The sequence below is a fragment of the Arthrobacter sp. NPDC080073 genome, assembly GCF_040686575.1.
Classification (GTDB): Bacteria; Actinomycetota; Actinomycetes; order Actinomycetales; family Micrococcaceae; genus Arthrobacter.
On the sequence record NZ_JBFBKR010000014.1, the window covers coordinates 28,311 to 49,978 of the forward strand.

A 21,668-nucleotide genomic window follows, 5' to 3' on the forward strand; every position below is an offset into this window, starting at 1 on the left:
GCGCATGCTCACCGGAACCCGAGCACTATGTCCACCCTTAGCACCAAGAAGAGCGCATGCTCAGCGGAACCCGAGCACTATGTCCACCCCTAGCACCGAGGACAGCGCATGCTCAGGCGAACTGCGGCACCGAGGTGAGTGCCGCGCGCAACTCGCGGACCGCCGTCGGGCCTCCCGCAAGGAACCAGTCCAGGCCGTTGACGCGTACGACGTCGGTGTCCCCGCCGGCCGCGCGGACGATCGCTTTGCCGGGGAGCCAGTCCCACTCCGGGCAGCTGTGCTGGAACCAGCAGCCCAGTTCGCCGTCGGCGACCCGGCCGAGATCGCAGGAGCCGGAACCGAACATGCGCAGGGACGCTGCGGACACCGCCGCCGCGTGCCAGGGCATGGCAGCGCGGGGATCGGCAAGCCAGGTGGGGTGGATGTAGGTCGCGGCACCGAGTTGGCCGAGGGCTGCCCCCGACGGTCCCGGGATCCGTTCGTCGTTGAGTGTCGCGGGGCGGCCTTCGCCTCCGGTCCAGAGCTTGTCCAGCTCCGGCTGATAGATGGCCCCGAGCACGACGTCGGCATCCGAAGCGGCCCCGGGTGATGCCGTGCCCTCGTGCTTCAAGGCGATCGCAGAGCACCAATACGTGGAGCCATGCAGGAAATTGTAGGTACCGTCCACGGGGTCGATCACCCAGGTACGGCCACTGCTTCCTGCCACCGAGCTTCCTTCTTCACCCACGATTCCGTCGTCCGGGCGGCAACGGCGCAGTTGCTCGAGGACGTAGGCTTCAGCCGCATGGTCCGCGGCGGTCACCACGTCCGAAACCGAGGTCTTCCGTTCTCCCTGCAAGCCGCCCATCCGCATCAGCAGGGCAAGCTGCCCGGCTTCGCGGACCAGGGCCGCAGCGAGTTCGTAGTCGTCGAGCGAAGGATCAAGTTCTGTGGCGGAGTGCCTGCCAGTGGTCATAGGTCCAGCTTATGTGGCGGGATAATGAATGACATGGCCAAGACCCCAGCCCAACGCATCAAGAAGCATGGCGCCAATGCCTCCGTCCCCCAGCACCACTTGCCGTCGGTGATCAATCCCACCACCCAGCGGTCCCCTGAGAAGGCGCAGAACAACGGCCGCCTCATAGTGATTGCCGGGGTGGTGGCCAGCCTTTTCCTGTTCTGGTACGTGCACCTGCTGACGCTGAACCAGATGACCCAGTTGTCCGGCGGCATGGCCATGCCCGATTCCCTCATCGGCGGGTTCTCCACCGACTACGTCCATCAATTGCATGGCGCCATGACGGACGACGCCCGCGGACAGCTCAGCTACATCCACAAAACCGCGGGAACCTTGTTTCCGCTGATCTTCGGCTTCACCTGGCTTCTGCTGATCGGCACCAATGTGGCCGGAAAGGCACTGCGCTGGGCCTTGTGGGCTGCTCCCCTGCTGTTCGCGGTGGTCCGTTTGTGGAGCAACGTGGCGGTTGACGCTGCGCTGGGATCCGCAACGCCCGACGCCGGCCAGGTGGCTTTGGCTTCCACGCTCACCGTTGTGGGCTGGGTGCTGTTCCTGCTGAGCCTTGTGGCTGGCGGCGCGGCTGTGTTCCTGGGGCGGCGTTCCAAGAAGAGCGCCTAACTAGATCGCACAACTAGAGCGCCTAACGAGGCCAGCGCCCCCGCGCCCTATTCAGTATCGGCCCCCGGCGCGAGCATCTCCCGGGCTTGGAGGGCCCGCTGGTGGGCGCCGGCTTTGTCGAAGCGGTCCGCCGCCTCGACCAGGCTTTCCTTCGCCGCCTCCGGGCTCCCGGTATCGGCTTGGGCGCGCGCCATCAAAAGAAATATTTCGCCCGCGATCTGCGAAGGCAACTGGCCGGCGCTGCGGCTGATTTCCTCCAGCAGCTCAAGTGCCGCCCGGGCGTCTCCTGCCAGATAGTTCCAATGCGCGCGGTTGAGGCGAAGCAGGAGAATTTCCTCTTCGCTGCCCCCGACGACATCCGTGGCAAGTTCGGCACGTTCGATGCACCGCAGGGTTGCGGCATCTGCCACTTCCGCGGCCAGCCTCATCGCTGCCGATGCCTTGTTGAATTTGGCCCAGACATCAAGGTTCCGCGAAGGGGAGAAGGTTTCCGCGGCAAGCTCATGGTAGCGGAGGCCCTCATCGATCTTGTCGCAAAGGAAGGCCACATTGCCGATGACCCAGTACGCCTTGCCGGCCAACTGGTCATCCATTTCATCGGAGATTCTTTCCGAGAGGGACAGGCATTCCTCCCATGCCTCCTCAAGTTTTCCGGATTCGCCGAACGCCGCGATCAATGCCTGCCGTGCATGGACGTCGATTTCCATGTCTGCGTCGTCGTCAACCAAGCCGACTGCCGACGCCGCAGCCTCCGTTGCCATCTCCAAGAGTCCCTCACTCCGCAGGGAGTTCGCCATCAGGATGAGTGCCCGGGCCCTGTGCTGGGGTGAGGCTGCAGCCAACGAAGCCTCGGAAAGGGATCTCGCCAGGGCAGTGCACTCAGCGAAATCCCCGGCGTCGAGAAGGTTCTCGGCCTGAAGGAAAGTCATGTTCCACCACCCCGTGGAATCACCCTCGTCGCGGGCAATATCGGCGGCAGAACGTGCGCCGTCGGCGGCCTTGGTGAACTCATGGCTGGCGCGGTGCCCCCTCGCCTCAAGCTCCACGGCAGCGTATGACGGCGCAACCTTCTTTTCTCCCATGGCTCCATTATGTCTCCGGGAACCACGTCAAAGGTGCGGGCGGACGAATAGCACGATTTTCGGAGATGTTGACAAAGGATTGATGACACGGCGTGTCGTTACTCTTATAATGAGCATGCTTCACTTCGTTCACTCCAGTCGCATCAGTCACACACCACCAGGAGCTTTCGCATGAAAAGAACTCTCGCCGCCCTCCTCGCGGCAGCAGCAATCTTGCTCGCAGGAATTACCGGCTCGGCAGCAGTGTCTGCCAGCAGCCAGAGCCCCTCGCAGGATTCGTCCATAGCCATTGGCTGGTGGCCGAACTTTGCTCAGGATTCGGCCCAGGCCATTGGCTGGTGGCCCAACGCCACCACCCAGGGTTCACCTGAGGCCATCGGCTGGTGGCCCAACGCCACCACCCAGGGTTCACCTCAGGCCATCGGCTGGTGGCCCAACGCCACCACCAACTCCACACCCTCCAACTAGCTACACCTGAAAGGCACCGGACCTGAGGTCCGGTGCCTTTCCGTTGCCTGCCTTTCCCTTACCAGGGGAGGCATGCTCAGGTGGTGCGCAGCAGTTCCGCGAATTTTTCCGCTGCCATGGGCCGGCCAAAGTAATACCCCTGGCCACTGGCGCAGCCCAGTCGGGCAAGCTCAGCCGCCTGCTCCGCTGTTTCGATTCCCTCGGCAACGGCCTGCATTCCACATGCATGAATGAGCTGGAGAACAGCCGCCACAAAGTCCCGCTCCTTGTCGTCCGCGCCCAGGCCTTGGATGAGCGAGCGGTCGATCTTGACCACGTTGACGGGAAGGTTGCGCAGATAGCTGATGGACGAATAGCCGGTGCCGAAATCGTCGATTTCCAAGCGGATACCCAGGCGCCGGAGGCCGGTCAGAGAGTATTTGTCGATGTCGCTGCCGTTCACCGCCATTGACTCCGTCAGCTCGATGACCAGTTTGGAAGCCTCTACTCCGGTTTCGGCGAGCACTTCGCGCACATGCTCGATCAATTCCAGGCTTTGCAGTTCGGTTGTCGAAATATTGACGCGCATGCTGAAGTCTTCGTCCACGCCCGGGCCGTCCTGCCACTCGCGCAATTGCTGCATCGCCCGCCGAAGAACCCAATAGCCGAGATCGATGATGATTCCGGTTTCCTCAGCCAGGGGGATGAATGCATCCGGCATCAACAATCCCCGGTCAGGGTGGTTCCACCGCACCAGCGCTTCAGCGCCTTCAATCCGGCCCGAAGCCAACTCGACAACAGGCTGGAAGTGGAGGACCAGCTGATCTGTCCGGATGGCTTCACGCAGCTCGGAGATCATGAGTCCTTGGAGTCGGCGCGCGTACAACAGGGCCGGCTCGAAAACCCTGACGCTGCTCCCCGGCTCGGCCTTGGCCGCATACATTGCCGTATCGGCTTCCATCACGAGGTCGTCCACGGACTGTCCTGGCTCGGCAACCCGGAGCCCGATGCTGGTTCCACAGATGATCCGGACTTCGCCGATGTCGATGCTCTCACCGACGGCCCGGAGGATCCGCTTGGCAACGCCCCGCGCGTGAGCCGCATTGGATTTGGGCAGCATGACGGCAAATTCGTCCCCGCCGAGCCTGGCCACCATGTCAGTGTCGCGGACCGAGGCGAGCAGGCGCCTGGCAGTGACCTTCAAGACCGTGTCCCCTGCGCCGTGCCCCAACGTGTCGTTGATCCCCTTGAATGAGTTCAAGTCCAACACGAGCAATGCGGGTGGGAGCTCGCCCCGTTCGGATTCGACGAGTTCATGGTTCAGCGCCCTTTCGAGCGCCGTGCGGTTGGCCAACTGGGTCAGCGGATCAGTGAGCGCCATCCGTTCGAGTTCGATCTGGGCCTCACGCAGCATGGCAGTTCGGCTTTCGACCCGTTCCTCGAGCTCCTGGTAGATGGCTTGGAGATCGTCTGCCATGAGGTTGATCCCGGTAATGACAGCGGCCACTTCGTCCCGCGGGCCGGAGACCGGGATCCTCGTGCTGAGGTCGCCGTCCGCGATCCGGACCACCCCTTCGACAAGGGCAAGGAGCCGAGGGTCCTGGGGCTCACGATTCACGGTGGTGCTCTCTCAACCAGTTACGGGCTTCCGCCTCGGACGTGAAGAACTGCCCCGGAAGGGAGCCCGGCTTCGCGCGCAGGAGAAAATGCGCGATCACCCGGTCCACAGGGCTCTCCCCCACGAGGGCACAGGCTGAAACGACCACGGAATTCGAGTACGTCAGGCGCGCGTCATCGGTGACGGACAGTACTCCGGTCACCCTGAGCAGGAGCGGAAGCCTTCGTCCGTCCGCAAACATGCGAACGGCCGCTGCGGCCTCACGGGCTTCCGGCGAGCGGACTACGGTGTTCGGCGGCAGGGTGACTTCGACAATCCCATCCTCCGCCAAGTCGACGGTGATCTGATCGGCAAGGGCCGGCACGTCTTCGGATGAAGCCTCCAAGGCATCATCCGGAAGCCGGGAATCCCAGGCGGGCAGGGTCTGGGCGCTCATCGCGGCGTGGCCTGCCGCCGTCGGACGATCGGCCCGTGGGGGTTCATAAGGGCGCCACCCGAGAGCTCGGAAGCTGCCCTTATCGGGAATATATCGCCTGCGTGTCCCGGACGACGCAGAACAAACTGATGAGTCATGGGTCCTATGTTCTGCCGTGTCGATCAATCTAGTCTGCGCCAAGACTGCGTGGAACCCTCAGCCCGGCGCCATTCCGGTGAGTGCACTCATGATAGTGCAAAGATTGCCCGCCCGCTGACATGAAGCTACCCGCGAAAACTCAGCGTTTTGCAAGCCGCGCCGCCGTTCGCCGTACTTCCCGGACCCTTTGCGCCACCACTAGCCCGGCGGCGGAAAATCCGATCGTGACCGGATAGGCCATCAGGCGTTCCAAGGTTCCAGGCTCGGGGACTTCCATCCTTGTCAGGCCACCGGCCACGAGGGCGCCCAGCGTCAACGTTCCGCACGCCATGATGAACCAGCTCATGGACGTGTGAGGCAGCCAGAGAAGCCCGAGGAGCAACAGCGCGAATGCTCCACCGATGAAGAACATGAGGGCGCCCGCAAGGTGGAAGGGAGAACCTAGGTCTTCCGGCACAAAACCAACAACCACAGTTCCCAGCCCGGAGATACCTGCCAGGACCCGGACCGCGACGGCGGTGGGCCACGCTTTGCGGTAGGCGGGGCCATGCAGGATGCGCACGCCAGGACGGGCAGCTATGCAGAGGAGCGCCGAACTGAGCAGCAGCGCCCCGAAAAGCATGCCGAGGCCCTGCACCACAAAAGAGGCATTCATGAGCAGATGCAAGGGCGAACAGACGTAGCGGTGCTCGTAGATCCCGCACCTAAGCGCGCCCAGATCGCTGATGAAACCGATCCGGCGATCGTAGGGCTCGGGACCGCGCCAGGCTTCGATCACCGCCGATTCGGCCACGAAATACTGCACCACGCTCAGCTGGGCCCAGCCGCCGATGTTCGAGCGGATGGTGCCCAGGTCCGGGAGGTGGTCGCCGAAGGCGGCCGGCGCCGTCATCTGCTCTCTCATGCGGGCCAGCCTAGCGCCAGCACACCCACGTGCCGTGCCGCATCCGTCGCCATGCCTGTGTTGCTGCGTCGGTGTTCGAGGGCTGCCCCGGCAGCTTGTATGCTTGTATGCGTGCCCGGCCGGCGGCTCCCAGGAGCTTCCAGCACGCGCACAGGCCCTCGTAGCTCAGTGGATAGAGCACGGCTCTCCTAAAGCCGGTGTCGTTGGTTCGATTCCAATCGAGGGCACTTGAAAGACCAGCTGCGCGAATCGTCTCCGACGCAAGACCTGCGGGCCTACCTGCTGGGCAGCTGGACCGTGGAACGGTCCCTGTGGGACCGGGCGGGCGGCACCCGCGGTACGTTCACCGGCGTCGTGCGCTATTCAGGAACTCCCGACGGCGGACTCCTCCTTCGCGAGGACGGCACCATGACCTGGCCCACGCACACGGGCCCTGCCTTCCGCGAATACCTCCTGCGCCCCTCGGACTCTCCTGCTGCCATGGATGTCTTCTTCCCTGACGGGAAACCGTTCCACCGCATGAGCTTCTCCGATCACGCCAACGAGGACAGCCACTGGTGCGATCCCGATGACTACAAAGTCAATTACCTCTGGGGCGGACAGGATGCGTTCAGCTACGCCTGGGACGTCCACGGACCCGCCAAGGATTTGCTGCTCGAATCCCGGCTCAGGAGAGAGCAATGACCCGAGACAACCCGGCCAAGGACCTGATAGTCGTCAGCGCGGTCTGCGTGTACGACGACGCCGGACGGCTGCTGACCGTGCGCAAGCGTGGCACGGACAAGTTCATGCACCCCGGCGGCAAGCCCGAACCAGGTGAAACCGCGGCAGAGACGGCATCCCGCGAGCTGGCCGAGGAAGTCGGAATCAACGTCGACGCGGCCGATCTGGAGCCCTTGGGGAGCTGGCTCGCCGTCGCCGCCAACGAGGCCGCCACGGACATCGAGGCTACCGTCTTCACCGCACCGGGCACGTGGGAAGCGCATCCTTCGGCCGAGATCGCAGAGATCCGCTGGTTGGATCTCTCGGCTGAGTTTCCGGACGATTTGGCTCCGCTCCTGACGGACCATGTCCTGCCCCTGCTCGCGAAAAAGTAGGGCCTCCCCTAACCGAAACAAAGCGGTTGGTAAACACCGCCTGAACTCCCTGTTTTCCCATGAAAATCGGTCGAGAACTGGCTATAGTGATCGCACAGTTTGTTTTAACTTGATACAGGCTGCATTGTCAGATCCAGCTGGGGGATCGCATGCAATCTCTTGAACAGCGCCGACACGCCTGGGGAGACGTCGGCGCGGAAGTCCGCGGAGTACAGCCGCAGTTCCGTGACACTCCTGCGGAGGTCAGGGCCTTCTCGACGGCGGGATTGGCCGGCTGGGCGGCGCAATTGGGTTCTCCCGCGCCCGAGGCTCCGCGTTCCCGCAGAATGGCCAGGACCGGCGGGATAGCTGCGATCGCAGCGTTGTTGCTCTACCTGACGTGGCGGATCGCATTTACCATGCCGCTTGGCGGCGGGGATCTTGTCATTGCGTGGACGCTGGTGACGTTCGAGGCCCTTCCTCTGACGGGGCTGGTCCTGAAGTCCATCACGCTGTGGAACATCGACTGTTATGCGCCGGAGCCGGTTGCCGAAGCACCCAATGGCATGAGGGTCGCCGTGTTGATCCCCACGTACAACGAACCCGTTGAGGTCCTTGCCCCCACCATCGCCGCGGCCTGCGCCCTTCAGCCGAGCCACGAAACATGGGTGCTGGATGACGGAAGCCGCCCATGGGTTGCCCAGATGTGCGCATCCTTCGGTGCAAGGGTCGTCACCCGCACCGAGCATGACCACGCCAAGGCGGGCAACATGAACCACGCATTGGAGCTCATGGCCGCAGAGGAAGCCGCCGGCAAGGACGCAATAGACATCATTGCCGTGCTGGACTGCGACCACGTACCGCTGCCGACGTTCCTGACAGCCACGCTGGGATGGTTCGCCGACGAAAAGATTGCCCTCATCCAGGGCCCGCAAGCGTTCTACAACTCCGGAGCCTTCGACGACGACGGCATCTCAGGCGAACAGGGCTTGTTCTTCAACGTCCTGATGCCTTCGCGCAACGTTCCCGGCGCAGGGCCGTTCTGGTGCGGCTCAACCTCGCTGCTGCGCGTGAAGGCGCTCCGCGAGGTAGGCGGGGTGGCCACCGAGACGATCACCGAGGACATGCACACGACCCTCAAGCTCATCCGGCGCGGATGGAAGACCGTCTACCACCACCAGACCCTGGCTGTGGGCCTGGCCCCGGCGACCGCGGATCAGTACCTGCTGCAGCGCCGGCGCTGGGGCATGGGCGCGATGCAGATCCTGACGTACGAGCGGCTCTGGGCTGCCAAGAGCTGGATGACCTGGCGAAACTTCCACGAGTACATCAACGGAACCTTATGGTGGCTGGAGGGCATTGCCACTTTGATTGCCTTCATCATTCCCATGGCCGTCATGGTCTCCGGCGCCCAGACCTCCACCGCCGGGCCGGTCGAATTCACCCTCGCCTTCGCCGCCATGTTCTGGGTCCGTTTGTGGGGCGCCAAGAGACTCATGCGCCACCAGATCCACTGGCCGACCGCGTTCGCCCTGCGGATTTTCCGGGTTCCCGTCGGGATGGCTTGCCTTTGGTGGCTTGTTTCCCGGAAGTCCCTGGAGTTTCAAGTCACACCGAAAGGCGCCGCGGAACTTCGACTCCGCGGACGGGCCCCGCGGATCCTCATTGTGCTGATCGTCATCGTGGCCGCGATTATTCTCTATGCGACCGCCGGAGTCTTCGGCTGGGTGCCTTGGCGGACAAGTCCGGGTTCCACGATTGCCGCCGGCGTCTGGCTGATTCTGGCCGGGGTGGTCCTGGTGCTGGGAACGCTCCGGATCAGAGCCGCCGAGTTCGCCACATCACGCAGGAGCGCCCACAGGGTCACAGTCAAGGTTCCTGTCACGATCGAGGGCGTGGCAGGAGAATTGCTCGACATCTCCATGGGAGGCGCCGCAGTCCAAATGGAGGCCGACGCGCTGCCCGAGACCGGTCGGGTTCACCTCGGGCTGCCTGGGGCCGCGCCGGTTGCCCTGGACATCGTTCGGGTCTGGTCCACGTCGAGGGAAGGCCGCACGGCGTCCCTGCGGGTTCGCGACGGCGACTGGAGCGCATATCGAGGACTCGCACTCTGGCTGTTCCATACTCCCGATGATGTCCTGCCCGGGTTTCCCCCTGGCGTCCCTGCCGTCGCAACCCGGGAGTCGGCATGAGCGCCCACAGCCTGCGCAAGCCCACCCTGGCCTGGACAATTGTCGTCACCGCTGCGGCGGTGGCCGTCCTGGCGATGATCCTCGGGGCAAACCAGGGGACGTCCGCGGCGCAGTCAGCCGGGGACCTCGCCATCCTGTCAGCCGCACTGCTCGCCACAGTCAGTTGTGCCCGGGCAGCACGGCGCAAAGACGAAAGCTCCCGTGCGTGGCGGGTCATGGCCTTTGCCACCTTGCTCTGGAGCATCGGCCAAGCGATCTGGACCTTCTTTGGGTTGACGCTCGACCATGACTATCCCTACCCCTCCCTGGCCGACGCCGCTTTCGTCGGCTATTCGATCCCGGCCGCGATTGCCCTCTACCTGTTTCCGCGTCCCCGGGTTTCCCGGGTTGCCTTCGTGCGTGCACTCCTCGATTCGGCAGTGATCGCGTCCGCCGTCCTGTTCATGAGCTGGGCCACCGTCCTCGGTTCCATGTACAGGGCAGAAGGCCAGGAAACCCTCGCCCATCTCACCGGCCTGGCCTATCCCGTTGCCGATATCGTGATGGTCTCCATCGTCCTCATGCTCACGTTGCGGAGGGCACCGGGAGAACGACTCAGGTGGGTCTGTCTGGGTGGCGGGCTCCTCATCCTGGCGATCACCGACAGTACCTATGTGAAGCTGACTTCCGATAACATCACGGGGCTCACCGGGACTCCCCTGGCGGCTGGCTGGATCGCGGCCTTCCTCCTGATCGCCCTCGCCCCTCTGGTCCCCTACGCCCCGCGTCCCCGGACGGACCGGCGCCTCTACACCCTGGCGTTGGAGCTCCTCCCCTACGTCCCCGTTTTCGGTGCCGTCATGGTGGCACCTATACGCGTCGGGCGTCCGAGCGACCCCTTCCTCCAGGCCGTAGGACTTACCGTGTTGGCCCTGGCCGTCACACGCCAGATCCTCATGATCCTGGAGAACATCAACCTCACCCGGGATCTCGAATCCAAAGTTGCCGAGCGCGCGGCGGAACTCGAAGGCTTGGGCGCGATCGTCAACTCTTCGGCGGATGCCATTGTGGGCAAGACCCTGGACGGTGTCATCACCAGTTGGAATCCCGGAGCTGAACGGATCTACGGATACAGCGCCGCGGAGGCAATCGGCAGGAATGTTTCCTTCATCATTCCCGACGAGCTTCGGGACGAGGAAAAAGAACTCCTGGCAGCCATCAGGGCCGGCGGGGAAACCCACAGCTACGAAACAGAACGGGTCCGCATCGACGGCTCCATTGTTCCGGTCTCGCTCACAATGTCCCCGATCCGCGGAAAGGGCGGCATCCGCGGAGTAGCCACGATCGCCCAGGACATCACGGAACGCAGGGCGGCCCAGGCCGAGTTGGTGACCGCCCGGGAAGCCGCCGAGGAAGCCAGCCGATTGAAGTCGGAGTTCCTCGCCACCATGAGCCATGAGATCCGCACACCGATGAACGGCGTGATCGGGCTGACCGGGTTGTTGCTGGACACCCCCTTGGAAGAGACCCAGCGCCAATATGCCGAGGGCGTCAAGGGCGCAGGCGAAGCCCTGCTGAGCCTTATCAATGACATTCTGGACTTCTCGAAACTCGAAGCCGGCAAGGTCGATCTGGACCCCGCGCCCTTCAATCCGCGCACGCTGGTGGAGGAACTCGCAATCCTCCTCGCCGAGACTGCACAGGCCAAAGGCCTGGAGCTGATCGCGTACTGCCGACCTGAAGTTCCTGCGATGCTGGTGGGCGACGCCGGCCGCATCCGGCAGATCCTGCTCAATCTGGCCTCAAACGCCGTGAAGTTCACTCCCGCAGGGGAAGTCGTCATTAGCGTGAAGCTCATGGAACAAGAATCCACGGACGTGCGGGTACGCTTCGAAGTCCGTGACACCGGGATCGGGATCGAGGCGGCCGACCATCTGAGGCTCTTCGAGTCGTTCTCGCAGGCCGACGCCTCAACCACCCGGCGGTACGGCGGGACCGGCCTTGGACTGGCGATCTCGCGGCGGCTTACCGAGGTGATGGGCGGCGAGATCGGGGTGGACAGCTCTCCGGGCAACGGCAGCACTTTCTGGGCCACCCTGCCCTTGGCAGTGAGCGGGCCTGCCGCAGCTCCGCCGTCGATCTCGCCCGAGCAACTGACAGGACTCCGGGTCCTCGTGGTGGACGACAACTCGACCAACCGGCTGGTGCTGCAGGCGCAATTGGCGGGCTGGCGGATGAATCCGGAGGCTGTCGGCGACGCCCAACAGGGCTTGGACCGTTGCCGCGAAGAATCCGCCGCAGGACGTCCCTTCGACATTGCGGTGCTGGACATGTGCATGCCCGGCATGAACGGCTTGGAGCTGGCCCACAAACTGAGCACCGACGTCGCGCTCGCATCCACGCGGATCATCATGCTGACGTCCACCATGAATGTGGACAAAGCCGGACTCGTGGCCGCCGGGGTCCAGGAGTGGTTGACGAAGCCCGTGCGCAGCTCCGAGTTCTACGACCGCCTCATGCGTCTCGTCGCGAAACGTCCGATCGCGGCTCCCGCGGTTTCTCCCGCAACCCCGGTGACCACCAGCCAACCTTCGCGGGGCCTGATTTTGGTCGTCGAGGACAACGAGGTCAACCAGCTCGTGGCCCGCAGCATGGTTGCGAAGCTCGGCTACGAGGCCGACGTCGTAGCTGACGGCAGCGAAGCAGTCGCCGCGACCGCGGCCACAGAGTATGCCGCGGTCCTGATGGACTGCCACATGCCCGTCATGGACGGCTTCGAGGCCACCAAGGCCATCCGTGCCCGGAACGATGGCCGCAGAAGGCTCCCCGTCATTGCCATGACCGCAGGCGCCCTGGATGAGGACCGTGAGCGCTGCCTTGCGGCCGGCATGGACGATTACCTGACCAAACCGGTGGACGTGGAAAAATTGGACCAGGTCCTCTCGCGATGGATACCCGGAACACCGACGCAAAGTGCCGGACCCGCACTCGACCCGGCGAGGCTTGACACGCTGCGTGACCTCGGCCCGGCAGACGGGCTGGGGTTGCTGCCTGCCGCGGCCCAAGCCTTCAGGCAAGACATCCAACCGAGCCTGCACGCACTCCGACGGGCTTTGGACAACGGAAGCGTAGACGCTTTCAGGCAAGTCGCCCACAAATTGAAGGGCGCCGCGGCCAACATCGGAGCCGCCCGTGCCGCCCGGATGTGCGAAGAATTGGAACGCAGCTCATCAAGCGGCAAGCCTGTCGATCCCGCACTCCTGGTGGCCCTTGAAGTCGAACTTGACCTCGTCGAGAAAGCGTTGGACCAAGCCCTGTCGGTGGCCTCGTGAAGGTCCTGGTGGCGGACGACGACTTCGGTTCGCGTCTCGTGGCGAAGGCGGCAGTGGAGCAATCCGGCCACGAATGCATCGTGGCCGCGGACGGCAGCTCCGCCTGGGAGATGTACAGGCAACACCGGCCGCAAGTGGTGGTGACCGACCTGATGATGCCCGGGCTCAACGGGCTGGAACTCTGCCGCGCCATCCGCTCCGCGGAAGAGGACTCCTACACGTATCTTGTCCTTGTCACATCGAAGGATTCACGTGAGGACGTCGTCGCGGGCATGCAGGCCGGTGCTGACGACTACGTGGCCAAGCCCCTTGACCCGTTCGCGTTGCATACCCGGCTGTTGGTGGCGCAACGGGTGACTTCGCTGCACACGGATCTTGCACGCTACCGTGCCGCGCTCGCGGAGCAAGCCCGCACCGATCCCCTGACGAAGCTCCATAACCGGCTGAAGCTCTCCGAGGACCTGGAACAGCTGCACCAGACAAGCACCCGCTACGGAACGGACTACAGCCTGGCGATCTGCGACGTGGACAATTTCAAGAGATACAACGATCTTTACGGCCACCAAGCCGGTGACCTCGCCTTGCAGTCGGTTGCGGCCTCGCTTGCCGGCGAAGGGCGCGAAAGCGACGGAATCTACCGCTTCGGCGGGGAGGAGTTCCTCTTCCTGCTGCCGGGCCAGACGGTATCCGGCGCAGAAACAAGGCTCGCACGCGCTCTCGAGGCCGTGCGGGACCTGGGCATTGCGCATTCAGGCAATCCCTCGGGCACCCTGACCTTGAGCGCCGGTCTCTCGGCCTTTGTGCCCGACCACCGGGTCAGCAGCGAACGGCTCCTCAAAGAGGCCGACATGGCGTTGTACACCGCCAAGTCCGCCGGCCGGAACCGCGTGGAAGTCGCGCCGGAAGTTCGTCAACACACCCGGAGCTGAGTCCCCCGCTTCCACCGTCACGTGGTGCAGGTTTTTGGCCGTGACCGGCTCCCGAAACCCCGGGTTTCCGGGGCTGACTCCGGCGCCGGGCGCCAAAAAGTTGCTCAACGTGACACCGTCGCCCCCGGGTCCTACAGCTCCGGAACAGCTTCCTGGGCCACAGCCGTCGCTTCTGCGAACTGCGTGTTGTACAGCTCCGCGTAGCGGCCGTCCGCGGCGAGGAGCTCGGCGTGGGTTCCGCGCTCCACGATGTACCCGTCCTCGACCACCAGGATCGCGTCAGCGGCCCGGATAGTGGACAGGCGGTGGGCAATCACGACGGCGGTGCGCCCCTCGAGCGCTTCGCCCAAGGCTGCCTGCACTGCGGCTTCGTTCGTGGAGTCCAGTGCTGCGGTGGCTTCGTCGAGGATGACGACCCTCGGCTGCTTGATGAGGAGCCGGGCTATGGTGAGCCGTTGACGCTCGCCGCCCGAGAGCCGGTAGCCGCGCTCACCCACCACGGTCTCCAGGCCGTCGGGCAGGGACCGAACCATGTCTTCGAGCCTGGCCCGCCGCAGTACGTCCCACATTTCCTCGTCGCTCGCGCCCGGCCGGGCAAGCCGGAGGTTGGAGGCAATGCTTTCGTGGAACAGGTGGCCGTCCTGCGTGACCATTCCCAAAGTTTCCCGGAGGGAATCGAACGTAGCGTCCCGAACGTCCATCCCGGTCCCCGGCCCAAAGCCGCCCAAGCGGACGGCGCCGGAATCGACGTCGTACAAGCGGGCCAACAGTTGTGCCACGGTGGACTTGCCGGCACCTGAGGAACCAACCAACGCCACGGTCTGCCCGGGCTCTACCCGGAAACTGATTCCATGCAGGACTTCCTCGCCGCCGCGGGTATCGAGCGTGGCCACGTCCTCCAGCGACGCGAGGGACACCTTGTCAGCGGAAGGGTAGGCGAAGCGGACGTCGTCGAACTCCACCGCAACGGGTCCCGGAGGCACGGCAGTAGCGCCCGGCTTTTCCTGGATGAGCGGCTCAAGGTCCAGGATCTCGAAGACCCGCTCGAAGCTGACCAGGGCGCTCATCACTTCCACCCGCGCGCTGGAGAGCGCGGTGAGCGGCGCGTAAAGGCGGGTGAGGAGCAGGGCCAGCACCACGACGTCGCCCGCTGCGAGCTGGCCGCCAAGCGCGAGCCAACCGCCCAGGCCGTAGACCAGCGCAAGGGCAAGGGCCGAAACCAGGGTCAGCGCCGTGATGAAGGTGAACTGCAGCATCGCCGTGCGGACGCCGATGTCACGCACCCGGCCGGCCCGCAGGGCGAACTCGGCGGATTCCTCGTTCGGGCGGCCGAACAGTTTCACGAGCGTCGCGCCGGGCGCCGAGAAACGCTCGGTCATTTGCGTTCCCATCGCGGCGTTGTGCTCGGCGGCTTCCCGCCGGAGATCTGCCAGCTTGGAGCCCATCCGCCGGGCGGGAATGAGGAAGATCGGCAACAAGACCATGGCGAGCACGGTGACCAGCCAGGAGGTGTGGAGCATGACGATGAGGGTCAAGGCCAAGGACACCACGTTGCTGACAACTCCGGAGAGCGTGCCCGCGAACGCCGACTGGGCGCCGATGACATCGTTGTTGAGCCGGCTGACGAGGGCGCCTGTGCGGGTCCGCGTAAAGAACGCTATGGGCATGCGCTGCACATGGTCGAAAACCCGCGTCCGCAGGTCCACGATCACGCCTTCGCCGATCACCGAGGACAACCAGCGCGTGAGCAGGCCGAGCCCGGCGTCGGCGACAGCCACCGCCGCGATAAGCCCCGCGAGGCCGATCACGACGTCCGCGCTTGTGCGGGCGATGATCGCGTCGACCACCCGGCCTGCCAGCACCGGAGTGGCGACGGCAAGGAAGGCTCCCACGATCGAGGCGAGCACGAAAGCGATCAGCTTGTTGCGATGGGGCCTGGCGAACGCCAGCACGCGCTTGATGGTTTCCTTGGAGAACGGCTGCGAGCCGCTCTTGGCCCGGGTGATGTTGTAGAGCGAACGCCAGGCGACGCCATCCATGCTCATGGCTTTTTGTTTCCTAATCCGGTGGTGTGGTGCAGTTCGGTCACGGTGCCGTTGTCGAGGTGCCAGCGGGAATCGAGCCGAACATTTTCGAGCAAGCGGCGGTCGTGCGTGACCAGCAGGAGCGCGCCGTCGTAGCTGTCGAGGGCTTCCTCAAGCTGCTCGATCGCCGGCAGGTCCAGGTGGTTGGTGGGTTCGTCGAGGACCAGGAGGTTGACGCCGCGGGCCTGCAGCAACGCGAGCGCCGCGCGGGTGCGTTCGCCCGGGGACAAGGAACCCACGGTCCGGGAGGTGTGGTCCGCCTTGAGGCCGAATTTGGCCAGCAGGGTGCGGACATCCGCGGAGTTCCATTCGACCAGGACGGATTCGACGGCGTCTGCCAGGGTGAGGTCCCCCGCCAGCAGTCCGCGGGCTTGGTCGATCTCGCCGATCGCCACGGATGCACCCATGGAGGCGTCTCCGGCGTCCGGCTGTTGAAGCCCGAGCAGCAGCCGCAGGAGGGTGGACTTTCCTGCGCCGTTGGGTCCGGTGATGCCAATCCGTTCGCCGCCGTTGAGTTGGAGGTTCACGGGTCCCAGGGTGAAGTCGCCTTGGTGCGCGACGACGTCCCGCAAGGTTGCGACGACGGCACTGGACCGCGGCGCCTGGCCGATGCTGAACTGCAGCTGCCATTCCTTGCGCGGTTCCTCCACTTCGTCAAGCCGGGCGATGCGGGACTCCATCTGACGGACTTTCTGGGCCTGCTTTTCCGAGGACTCAACGCTCGCTGCCCTGCGGATTTTGTCGTTGTCCGGGCTCTTCTTCATGGCGTTGCGGACGCCCTGCGAGCTCCATTCGCGCTGCGTCCGGGCCCGGGACACGAGATCCGCCTTGGTGTTGGCGAATTCCTCGTAGCGTTCGCGGGCGTGCCGCTTTGCCACGGCCCGCTCTTCAAGGAAGGAATCGTAGCCGCCGTCGTAGACCGCCACACTGTTCTGTGCCAGGTCCAGTTCCAGCACCTTGGTAATGCAGCGTGCCAGGAACTCGCGGTCATGCGAGACCAACACGGCGCCGCCGCGAAGGCCCTGGACGAATGATTCAAGGCGGGCGAGTCCGTCGAGATCCAGGTCATTGGTGGGTTCGTCGAGGAGCACGACGTCGAATCGGCTCAGCAGGAGCGCCGCCAAGGCAACGCGCGCGGCCTGTCCCCCGGACAAGCCCGTCATGAGCGCATCCGGACCGGATTCCAGGCCAAGTTCGGCCAACACCGCGGGGATCCGGTCCTCCAGGTCCGCGGCACCCGATGCCATCCAGCGGTCAAAAGCCAAGGAATACGCGTCGTCGGCATCGGCGGTCCCGGCTGCGAGCCCCTCCGCGCCTGCCTCCATCTCGGCCGTGGCCTGGGCGCAACCCGTGCGGCGGGCAATGTAGGCGGCTACGGTTTCGCCGGGGGTGCGTTCGTGTTCCTGGGGCAGCCAGCCCACAAAGGCGTCGCTGGGAGCGAGGCTGACCGTGCCCTCTTGGGGGCGGTCAGCTCCTGCGAGGATGCGCAGCAGGGTGGATTTCCCGGCGCCGTTGGCGCCGACGACACCCACGACATCCCCTGGCGCGACGGTGAGGGAGAGCTTCGAGAACAAGGTGCGGTGACCGTGGCCGCCGGAAAGCTCTTTGGCGACAAGCGTTGCAGTCATTGGTCTATCCTCTCACTGCTCCGCTCTTGAGCGGAAAGGCCGGCGAAAAGACCGGGGCATGGAAGAACCCGCTGGTCCGTACTTGGGGGGTGTGCGGACCAGCGGGTTCGAGAATCAAGCATAATTCAATGTGCCCGCATCGTAAAATCAACTTCGCAGGAACCGTCCTCCGGAAACCTGCCGCGCGACAAACCTTCTATCAGAAAGTGGTCATGTCCCTCCCTTCCAAGGCGTTCCAACGCTGGCTGCACGGGATCGCCCCGAACACCAGCACGGCCGATGTCTGCCGCTTTTCGGGAGTGAAGCGCACCACGCTGGCCCAGCAATTGGTGCGCGGCAAGGTGGCCGAGAGTTCACTCGTGAGCATCAGCCGGGCCTTCGACATGAACCCCTTCGATGCATTGGGCCAATTCGAGGCCTATGCGGCGCTTCGCGGGACCCCGGTTCCCCCCACTGACGCGGAACTCGTCAGCCAGGTCTCCACCATGGATCTGCTGCGCGCAGTCGTCGAGCGCTCGGACCCCCGGGACGACGTCCCGCCCTTGGTCCTGGCGGAGACCCCGCACCCGAGTTCGGTCAGGAACTGGGTGGACGCGATCGACGACGGCGAGCTGCGCCACCGGGTGAGCGCTGCGACGGGGATCGCACCCCAGAACTTCTCCGCGCACCTGACAGCCAACCGTTTGCCCCCGGAACTGGCCTTGGCGACGTCCCGGGCGGCCGGCGTCGGACCGGCCGGAGGCCTCGTGGCCAGCGGCCTCGTCACCGAAGCCGAGGCGGGATGGGCCCCCGGGGCGCGGCGGGAGGCACTGGACAGGATGACAGAAGGTGAACTGGCCCTGTTGGCCGGAGAGCGGCTGCAGGCCCTCGGCAAGGCCCTGCGCCGCCATGAGCACGAGCTCGACCACAGCAACAGAATCTGGGAGAACCTGGGATGACCACCGTGCTGGCGTGGGCCACGCTCTCCATTTGCCTCATTTTGACGGCCATTCGCATTCCCAGCGCCGTCCGGGGCGAGAACCGGATGATGTTCGTCCTGTTCGCGCTCATCACCCTGGACATCCTGCTCAGCATCGAGGGTCCTTACTTGGTCATCGACTCGTGGCTGGGCAGCTTCAACCTTTGCAACCTGCTGCTTCGGTTCATGCTCTACGGAACATTCCTTCTCATGGGCATCAAGGTGGCGAGGGCCTTTGCTTCACCTGGCGGGGAACGTGCCATCCGGGGGCCGATCGGCCTGGCGGTTTTGGGAGCGACCGCGGTCCTCACGGCTTTCTTTTTCTTCTCGATGGACACTTCGGGCTCCACTGTCGGCCTGAGCGACCTGGACCCGGGGCCAGCCCTTGATACTTATGCGGCCCTGGGCAGGTTCTACCCGGGCTACGTTGCCGTATGCCTTGTCCCGGGCATGTGGCGGTCCGTTCGAGGCTCGGGCCCCGCGTTGCTCCGGGCCGCCTCCGCGACATTGCTGCTGGGGCTCGGTTTGCTGATCGTGTCGCAGAGTTTTCCGCTCATCCCGCTATCGAATACGTGGCTGCGGCCGCTCATCAACTACTCCGCCGCTTTGGCGACTGCGCTTGGCTTGGGAGGCATCTGGCTGTCCAAAATCGTTGCCAGCCGGACTTCCCGCACGGTAACGTAAAAACATACCGCGTAACCTCTTTCATAAATCCATTATATCGTGCCATAATTATGAATGTGTGAAGGCGATGCAGCCTGACCTTTGAATCAATGAACGGGTTTCGGAGGTTCGTGGCGCGTGCGGGAGCACTTTTGGGGGGATGAGTGGTGGCGGGCTGTTGGGGACCGCCCCCACTCAGCCTTTTTAAGCGTCCTTCCGCGTAGGCCGGCAGCAACCGGGTACGGTCCCGTGACTAAGATGGCTTTCATGAAGAGCCTGCCCACTCGCCGCATCGCCCTGTCCGCAACACTTGCCGCCGTCGCGCTGGCACTGTCCGCTTGCGGCGGCGGTTCCTCACCGTCGTCGACGTCGGGCGGAGACACCTCGCTGTCCGCCATCAAGTCCAAGGGCGAGATCGTCATCGCCACCGAAGGCACGTACAGGCCGTTCAGCTTCCACGAGAACGGGGCCGGCCCCATCACGGGCTTCGACGTCGAAATCGCCCAGGCCGTGGCCGGCAAGCTCGGAGTAAAGGCAACCTTCCAGGAAACCCAGTTCGATGGCATCTTCGCGGGCCTTGATTCCAAGCGCTTCGACACTATCGCCAACCAGATCTCCATCAACCCCGAGCGAACGGCCAAGTATGACTTCTCGGCCCCGTACACGATTTCCAACGGCGTCGTCGTGACCAAGTCGGACAACAACTCGATCAACAGTTTCGCCGATCTCAAAGGCAAGACCACCGCACAGTCATTGACCAGCAACTTCTACAAGATGGCAGTTGACGCAGGCGCCAACGTCCAGTCCGTCGAAGGCTGGGCGCAAGCTGCCACCTTGGTCCGCCAAGGCCGCGTCGACGCAACCGTCAACGACAAATTGACCTACCTCGACTACGCCAAGAGCACCCCGGACTCCGGCTTGAAGATCGCCGCGGAGACCACGGACAAGACGCAAAGCGCCATGGTCTTCCGCAAGGGATCCACCGAGCTGAAGGCCGCAGTGGACAAAGCCCTCACGGACCTTCGAGCCGACGGCACCCTCGCCAAGATCTCCCAGAAGTACTTCGGCGCAGACGTTACCAAGTAGCCGGCGGCCCAACAGATGACCTTCAACTGGGACCTCGTCTGGAGTTCCTTCGGGCCAATCATCGGCGGCGCCGTCACTGGAACCATCCCCCTGACCCTGGCCTCATTCGCCATCGGCCTGGCGTTGGCGCTGCTGGTTGCCCTCTTGCGCCTGAGCCCGAACAGGCTGCTCTCGGCCGTCGCGCGCTTTTACGTCTCAGTGATCCGGGGGACTCCCCTCCTGGTGCAGCTGTTCGTGATCTTCTATGGCCTCCCGAGCATCGGCGTGAAGCTGGAGCCGTGGCCGAGCGCCATCATCGCGTTTTCCCTCAATGTGGGCGGCTACGCGGCCGAGGTCATCCGTGCAGCGATCCTGTCGGTGCCCAAGGGCCAATGGGAGGCAGGGCACACCATCGGAATGTCGCGGCCGCAAACGCTCGTGCGGATCATCCTCCCGCAAGCGGCCAGGGTTTCGGTGCCCCCGCTGTCCAACACCTTCATTTCCCTTGTGAAGGACACCTCGCTGGCTTCACTCATCCTCGTCACGGAGCTTTTCCGCAACGCACAGCAGATCGCGGCATTCAGCCAGGAATTCATGATCCTGTACCTCGAATCCGCCTTGGTCTACTGGGTCATTTGCCTCGTCCTCTCCACGGGCCAGTCCGCCCTGGAGCGTAGATTGGACCGTTATGTCGCCCACTGAGCCCAGCAACGCCCCCCAAGGGAACTCCGGGCTGGTGTTGTCCGCCCGGGACCTCGCCAAAGCCTTCGGCAGCAACGTGGTGCTGCGCGGCATCGACATCGATGTCCGCCGCGGACAGGTGGTCGCCTTGATCGGGCCCTCCGGATCGGGAAAGACGACGGTCCTGCGCTCACTCAACGGCCTCGAAGTGCCCGACGCCGGCACGGTCACCTTCGGGGACGCCGACCCCGGTACAGTCCGCGGATCCGGCGCAGGGCTGACACTCGATTTCGCCGGGACGGTAGGCAAGCGCGAGATTGCCGCCCTCCGGGACCGCAGTGCCATGGTGTTCCAGCACTACAACCTGTTCCCGCACATGACGGTGCTCAAGAACATCATCGAGGGTCCGCTGCAGGTCCAGCGACGCCCCCGGGCGGAAGTAGTGGCGGAGGCCGAGCGGCTCCTCGCCCGGGTGGGCCTCGCGGACAAACGCGATGCCTACCCTTTCGAACTGTCAGGCGGCCAGCAACAACGCGTGGGAATCGTGCGCGCCTTGGCCCTCAAACCCCAACTGCTGCTCTTCGACGAGCCTACTTCTGCCCTGGACCCGGAACTCGTGGGTGAAGTGCTGGGTGTCATCAAGGAACTTGCCGACGAAGGCTGGACCATGGTGATCGTGACGCACGAGCTTGCCTTCGCCCGCCAGGTTGCCGATGAGGTCATCTTCATGGACGGCGGCGTGGTGGTGGAACGAGGGCCGGCCGCGGAGGTCTTGCGGGATCCGCGGGAGGAACGCACCAAGCAATTCGTCAAGCGATTGCAGCACGACGTCTGAGGTGGG

At 64.4% G+C, this 21,668-nt stretch carries 20 protein-coding genes and 1 tRNA gene; 13 read left to right on the forward strand and 8 right to left on the reverse strand.

Annotated elements, in window-relative coordinates; genetic code table 11:
- Positions 1 to 112: 112 nt before the first annotated feature.
- On the reverse strand, positions 113 to 955 hold the full coding sequence (locus tag AB0O52_RS15865) for an inositol monophosphatase (protein ID WP_364539233.1): 843 nt from the start codon (positions 953 to 955) through the stop codon (positions 113 to 115).
- A gap of 33 nt (positions 956 to 988) precedes the next feature.
- Between AB0O52_RS15865 and AB0O52_RS15870 the strand changes: the two genes are divergently transcribed.
- Positions 989 to 1,615, forward strand: coding sequence for a hypothetical protein (locus AB0O52_RS15870; protein ID WP_364539234.1), 627 nt, complete (start codon positions 989 to 991; stop codon positions 1,613 to 1,615).
- Positions 1,616 to 1,662: 47 nt separating this feature from the next.
- Here the strand turns inward: AB0O52_RS15870 and AB0O52_RS15875 are convergent, their stop codons facing one another.
- Entirely contained in the window at positions 1,663 to 2,697 is a 1,035-nt protein-coding gene (locus AB0O52_RS15875; protein WP_364539236.1) for a hypothetical protein, read from the reverse strand.
- Between the two features lie 171 nt (positions 2,698 to 2,868).
- Here AB0O52_RS15875 and AB0O52_RS15880 point away from each other — a divergent pair, with 171 nt between their 5' ends.
- On the forward strand, positions 2,869 to 3,165 hold the full coding sequence (locus AB0O52_RS15880) for a hypothetical protein (RefSeq protein ID WP_364539238.1): 297 nt from the start codon (positions 2,869 to 2,871) through the stop codon (positions 3,163 to 3,165).
- 76 nt (positions 3,166 to 3,241) lie between these two features.
- Here AB0O52_RS15880 and AB0O52_RS15885 read toward each other — a convergent pair whose 3' ends face one another.
- The 4 genes from AB0O52_RS15885 to AB0O52_RS15900 all read right to left on the reverse strand — a co-directional run bounded on the left by AB0O52_RS15885 (position 3,242) and on the right by AB0O52_RS15900 (position 6,421).
- Positions 3,242 to 4,762, reverse strand: a complete 1,521-nt coding sequence (locus AB0O52_RS15885) for an EAL domain-containing protein (protein ID WP_364539241.1) — start codon at positions 4,760 to 4,762, stop codon at positions 3,242 to 3,244.
- Positions 4,752 to 5,198 carry a hypothetical protein gene (locus AB0O52_RS15890; RefSeq protein WP_364539243.1) on the reverse strand — a complete coding sequence of 149 codons (447 nt, stop codon included), beginning with the start codon at positions 5,196 to 5,198 and terminating at the stop codon, positions 4,752 to 4,754. The genes AB0O52_RS15885 and AB0O52_RS15890 overlap by 11 nt, the downstream gene beginning before the upstream one ends.
- A gap of 277 nt (positions 5,199 to 5,475) precedes the next feature.
- The gene (locus tag AB0O52_RS15895) at positions 5,476 to 6,240 is read right to left on the reverse strand and encodes a hypothetical protein (RefSeq protein WP_364539246.1); all 765 of its coding nucleotides are present in this window, start codon (positions 6,238 to 6,240) and stop codon (positions 5,476 to 5,478) included.
- A 10-nt stretch (positions 6,241 to 6,250) separates the two neighbouring features.
- On the reverse strand, positions 6,251 to 6,421 hold the full coding sequence (locus AB0O52_RS15900) for a hypothetical protein (RefSeq protein ID WP_364539249.1): 171 nt from the start codon (positions 6,419 to 6,421) through the stop codon (positions 6,251 to 6,253).
- Between AB0O52_RS15900 and AB0O52_RS15905 the strand changes: the two genes are divergently transcribed.
- From AB0O52_RS15905 to AB0O52_RS15930, 6 genes are all read left to right on the forward strand, one after another.
- Positions 6,395 to 6,467: transfer RNA gene (locus AB0O52_RS15905), tRNA-Arg, on the forward strand. The two genes, AB0O52_RS15900 and AB0O52_RS15905, sit on opposite strands and share 27 nt — an antisense overlap.
- Before the next feature lies 1 nt (position 6,468).
- Positions 6,469 to 6,924, forward strand: a complete 456-nt coding sequence (locus AB0O52_RS15910; RefSeq protein ID WP_364539251.1) for a DUF6314 family protein — start codon at positions 6,469 to 6,471, stop codon at positions 6,922 to 6,924.
- The gene (locus AB0O52_RS15915) at positions 6,921 to 7,337 is read left to right on the forward strand and encodes an NUDIX domain-containing protein (RefSeq protein WP_364539254.1); all 417 of its coding nucleotides are present in this window, start codon (positions 6,921 to 6,923) and stop codon (positions 7,335 to 7,337) included. The genes AB0O52_RS15910 and AB0O52_RS15915 overlap by 4 nt, the downstream gene beginning before the upstream one ends.
- Positions 7,338 to 7,486: 149 nt before the next feature.
- Complete coding sequence (locus tag AB0O52_RS15920) at positions 7,487 to 9,508, forward strand: glycosyltransferase family 2 protein (protein ID WP_364539257.1); 2,022 nt, start codon at positions 7,487 to 7,489, stop codon at positions 9,506 to 9,508.
- Entirely contained in the window at positions 9,505 to 12,819 is a 3,315-nt protein-coding gene (locus tag AB0O52_RS15925) for a response regulator (protein ID WP_364539260.1), read from the forward strand. The genes AB0O52_RS15920 and AB0O52_RS15925 overlap by 4 nt, the downstream gene beginning before the upstream one ends.
- Positions 12,816 to 13,748: a diguanylate cyclase gene (locus AB0O52_RS15930; protein ID WP_364539262.1), complete on the forward strand. Its 933-nt coding sequence runs from the start codon at positions 12,816 to 12,818 to the stop codon at positions 13,746 to 13,748. Before AB0O52_RS15925 ends, AB0O52_RS15930 begins: the two co-directional genes overlap by 4 nt.
- A 131-nt stretch (positions 13,749 to 13,879) precedes the next feature.
- Here AB0O52_RS15930 and AB0O52_RS15935 read toward each other — a convergent pair whose 3' ends face one another.
- The gene (locus AB0O52_RS15935; RefSeq protein ID WP_364539265.1) at positions 13,880 to 15,793 is read right to left on the reverse strand and encodes an ABC transporter ATP-binding protein; all 1,914 of its coding nucleotides are present in this window, start codon (positions 15,791 to 15,793) and stop codon (positions 13,880 to 13,882) included.
- Positions 15,790 to 17,460 (reverse strand): ABC-F family ATP-binding cassette domain-containing protein, encoded by a 1,671-nt coding sequence (locus tag AB0O52_RS15940; protein ID WP_364539267.1) that lies wholly within the window; start codon positions 17,458 to 17,460, stop codon positions 15,790 to 15,792. The genes AB0O52_RS15935 and AB0O52_RS15940 overlap by 4 nt, the downstream gene beginning before the upstream one ends.
- Before the next feature lie 212 nt (positions 17,461 to 17,672).
- Between AB0O52_RS15940 and AB0O52_RS15945 the strand changes: the two genes are divergently transcribed.
- The 5 genes from AB0O52_RS15945 (at position 17,673) to AB0O52_RS15965 (ending at position 21,662) form a co-directional block, all read left to right on the forward strand.
- Positions 17,673 to 18,398 (forward strand): hypothetical protein, encoded by a 726-nt coding sequence (locus tag AB0O52_RS15945; protein ID WP_364539270.1) that lies wholly within the window; start codon positions 17,673 to 17,675, stop codon positions 18,396 to 18,398.
- Complete coding sequence (locus AB0O52_RS15950) at positions 18,395 to 19,102, forward strand: hypothetical protein (protein ID WP_364539273.1); 708 nt, start codon at positions 18,395 to 18,397, stop codon at positions 19,100 to 19,102. The genes AB0O52_RS15945 and AB0O52_RS15950 overlap by 4 nt, the downstream gene beginning before the upstream one ends.
- 246 nt (positions 19,103 to 19,348) lie before the next feature.
- Positions 19,349 to 20,167 carry an amino acid ABC transporter substrate-binding protein gene (locus tag AB0O52_RS15955; protein ID WP_364539275.1) on the forward strand — a complete coding sequence of 273 codons (819 nt, stop codon included), beginning with the start codon at positions 19,349 to 19,351 and terminating at the stop codon, positions 20,165 to 20,167.
- Positions 20,168 to 20,182: 15 nt separating this feature from the next.
- Positions 20,183 to 20,848: an amino acid ABC transporter permease gene (locus AB0O52_RS15960; protein WP_364539278.1), complete on the forward strand. Its 666-nt coding sequence runs from the start codon at positions 20,183 to 20,185 to the stop codon at positions 20,846 to 20,848.
- Positions 20,835 to 21,662, forward strand: coding sequence for an amino acid ABC transporter ATP-binding protein (locus AB0O52_RS15965; RefSeq protein ID WP_364539281.1), 828 nt, complete (start codon positions 20,835 to 20,837; stop codon positions 21,660 to 21,662). Before AB0O52_RS15960 ends, AB0O52_RS15965 begins: the two co-directional genes overlap by 14 nt.
- Positions 21,663 to 21,668 lie beyond the last annotated feature (6 nt).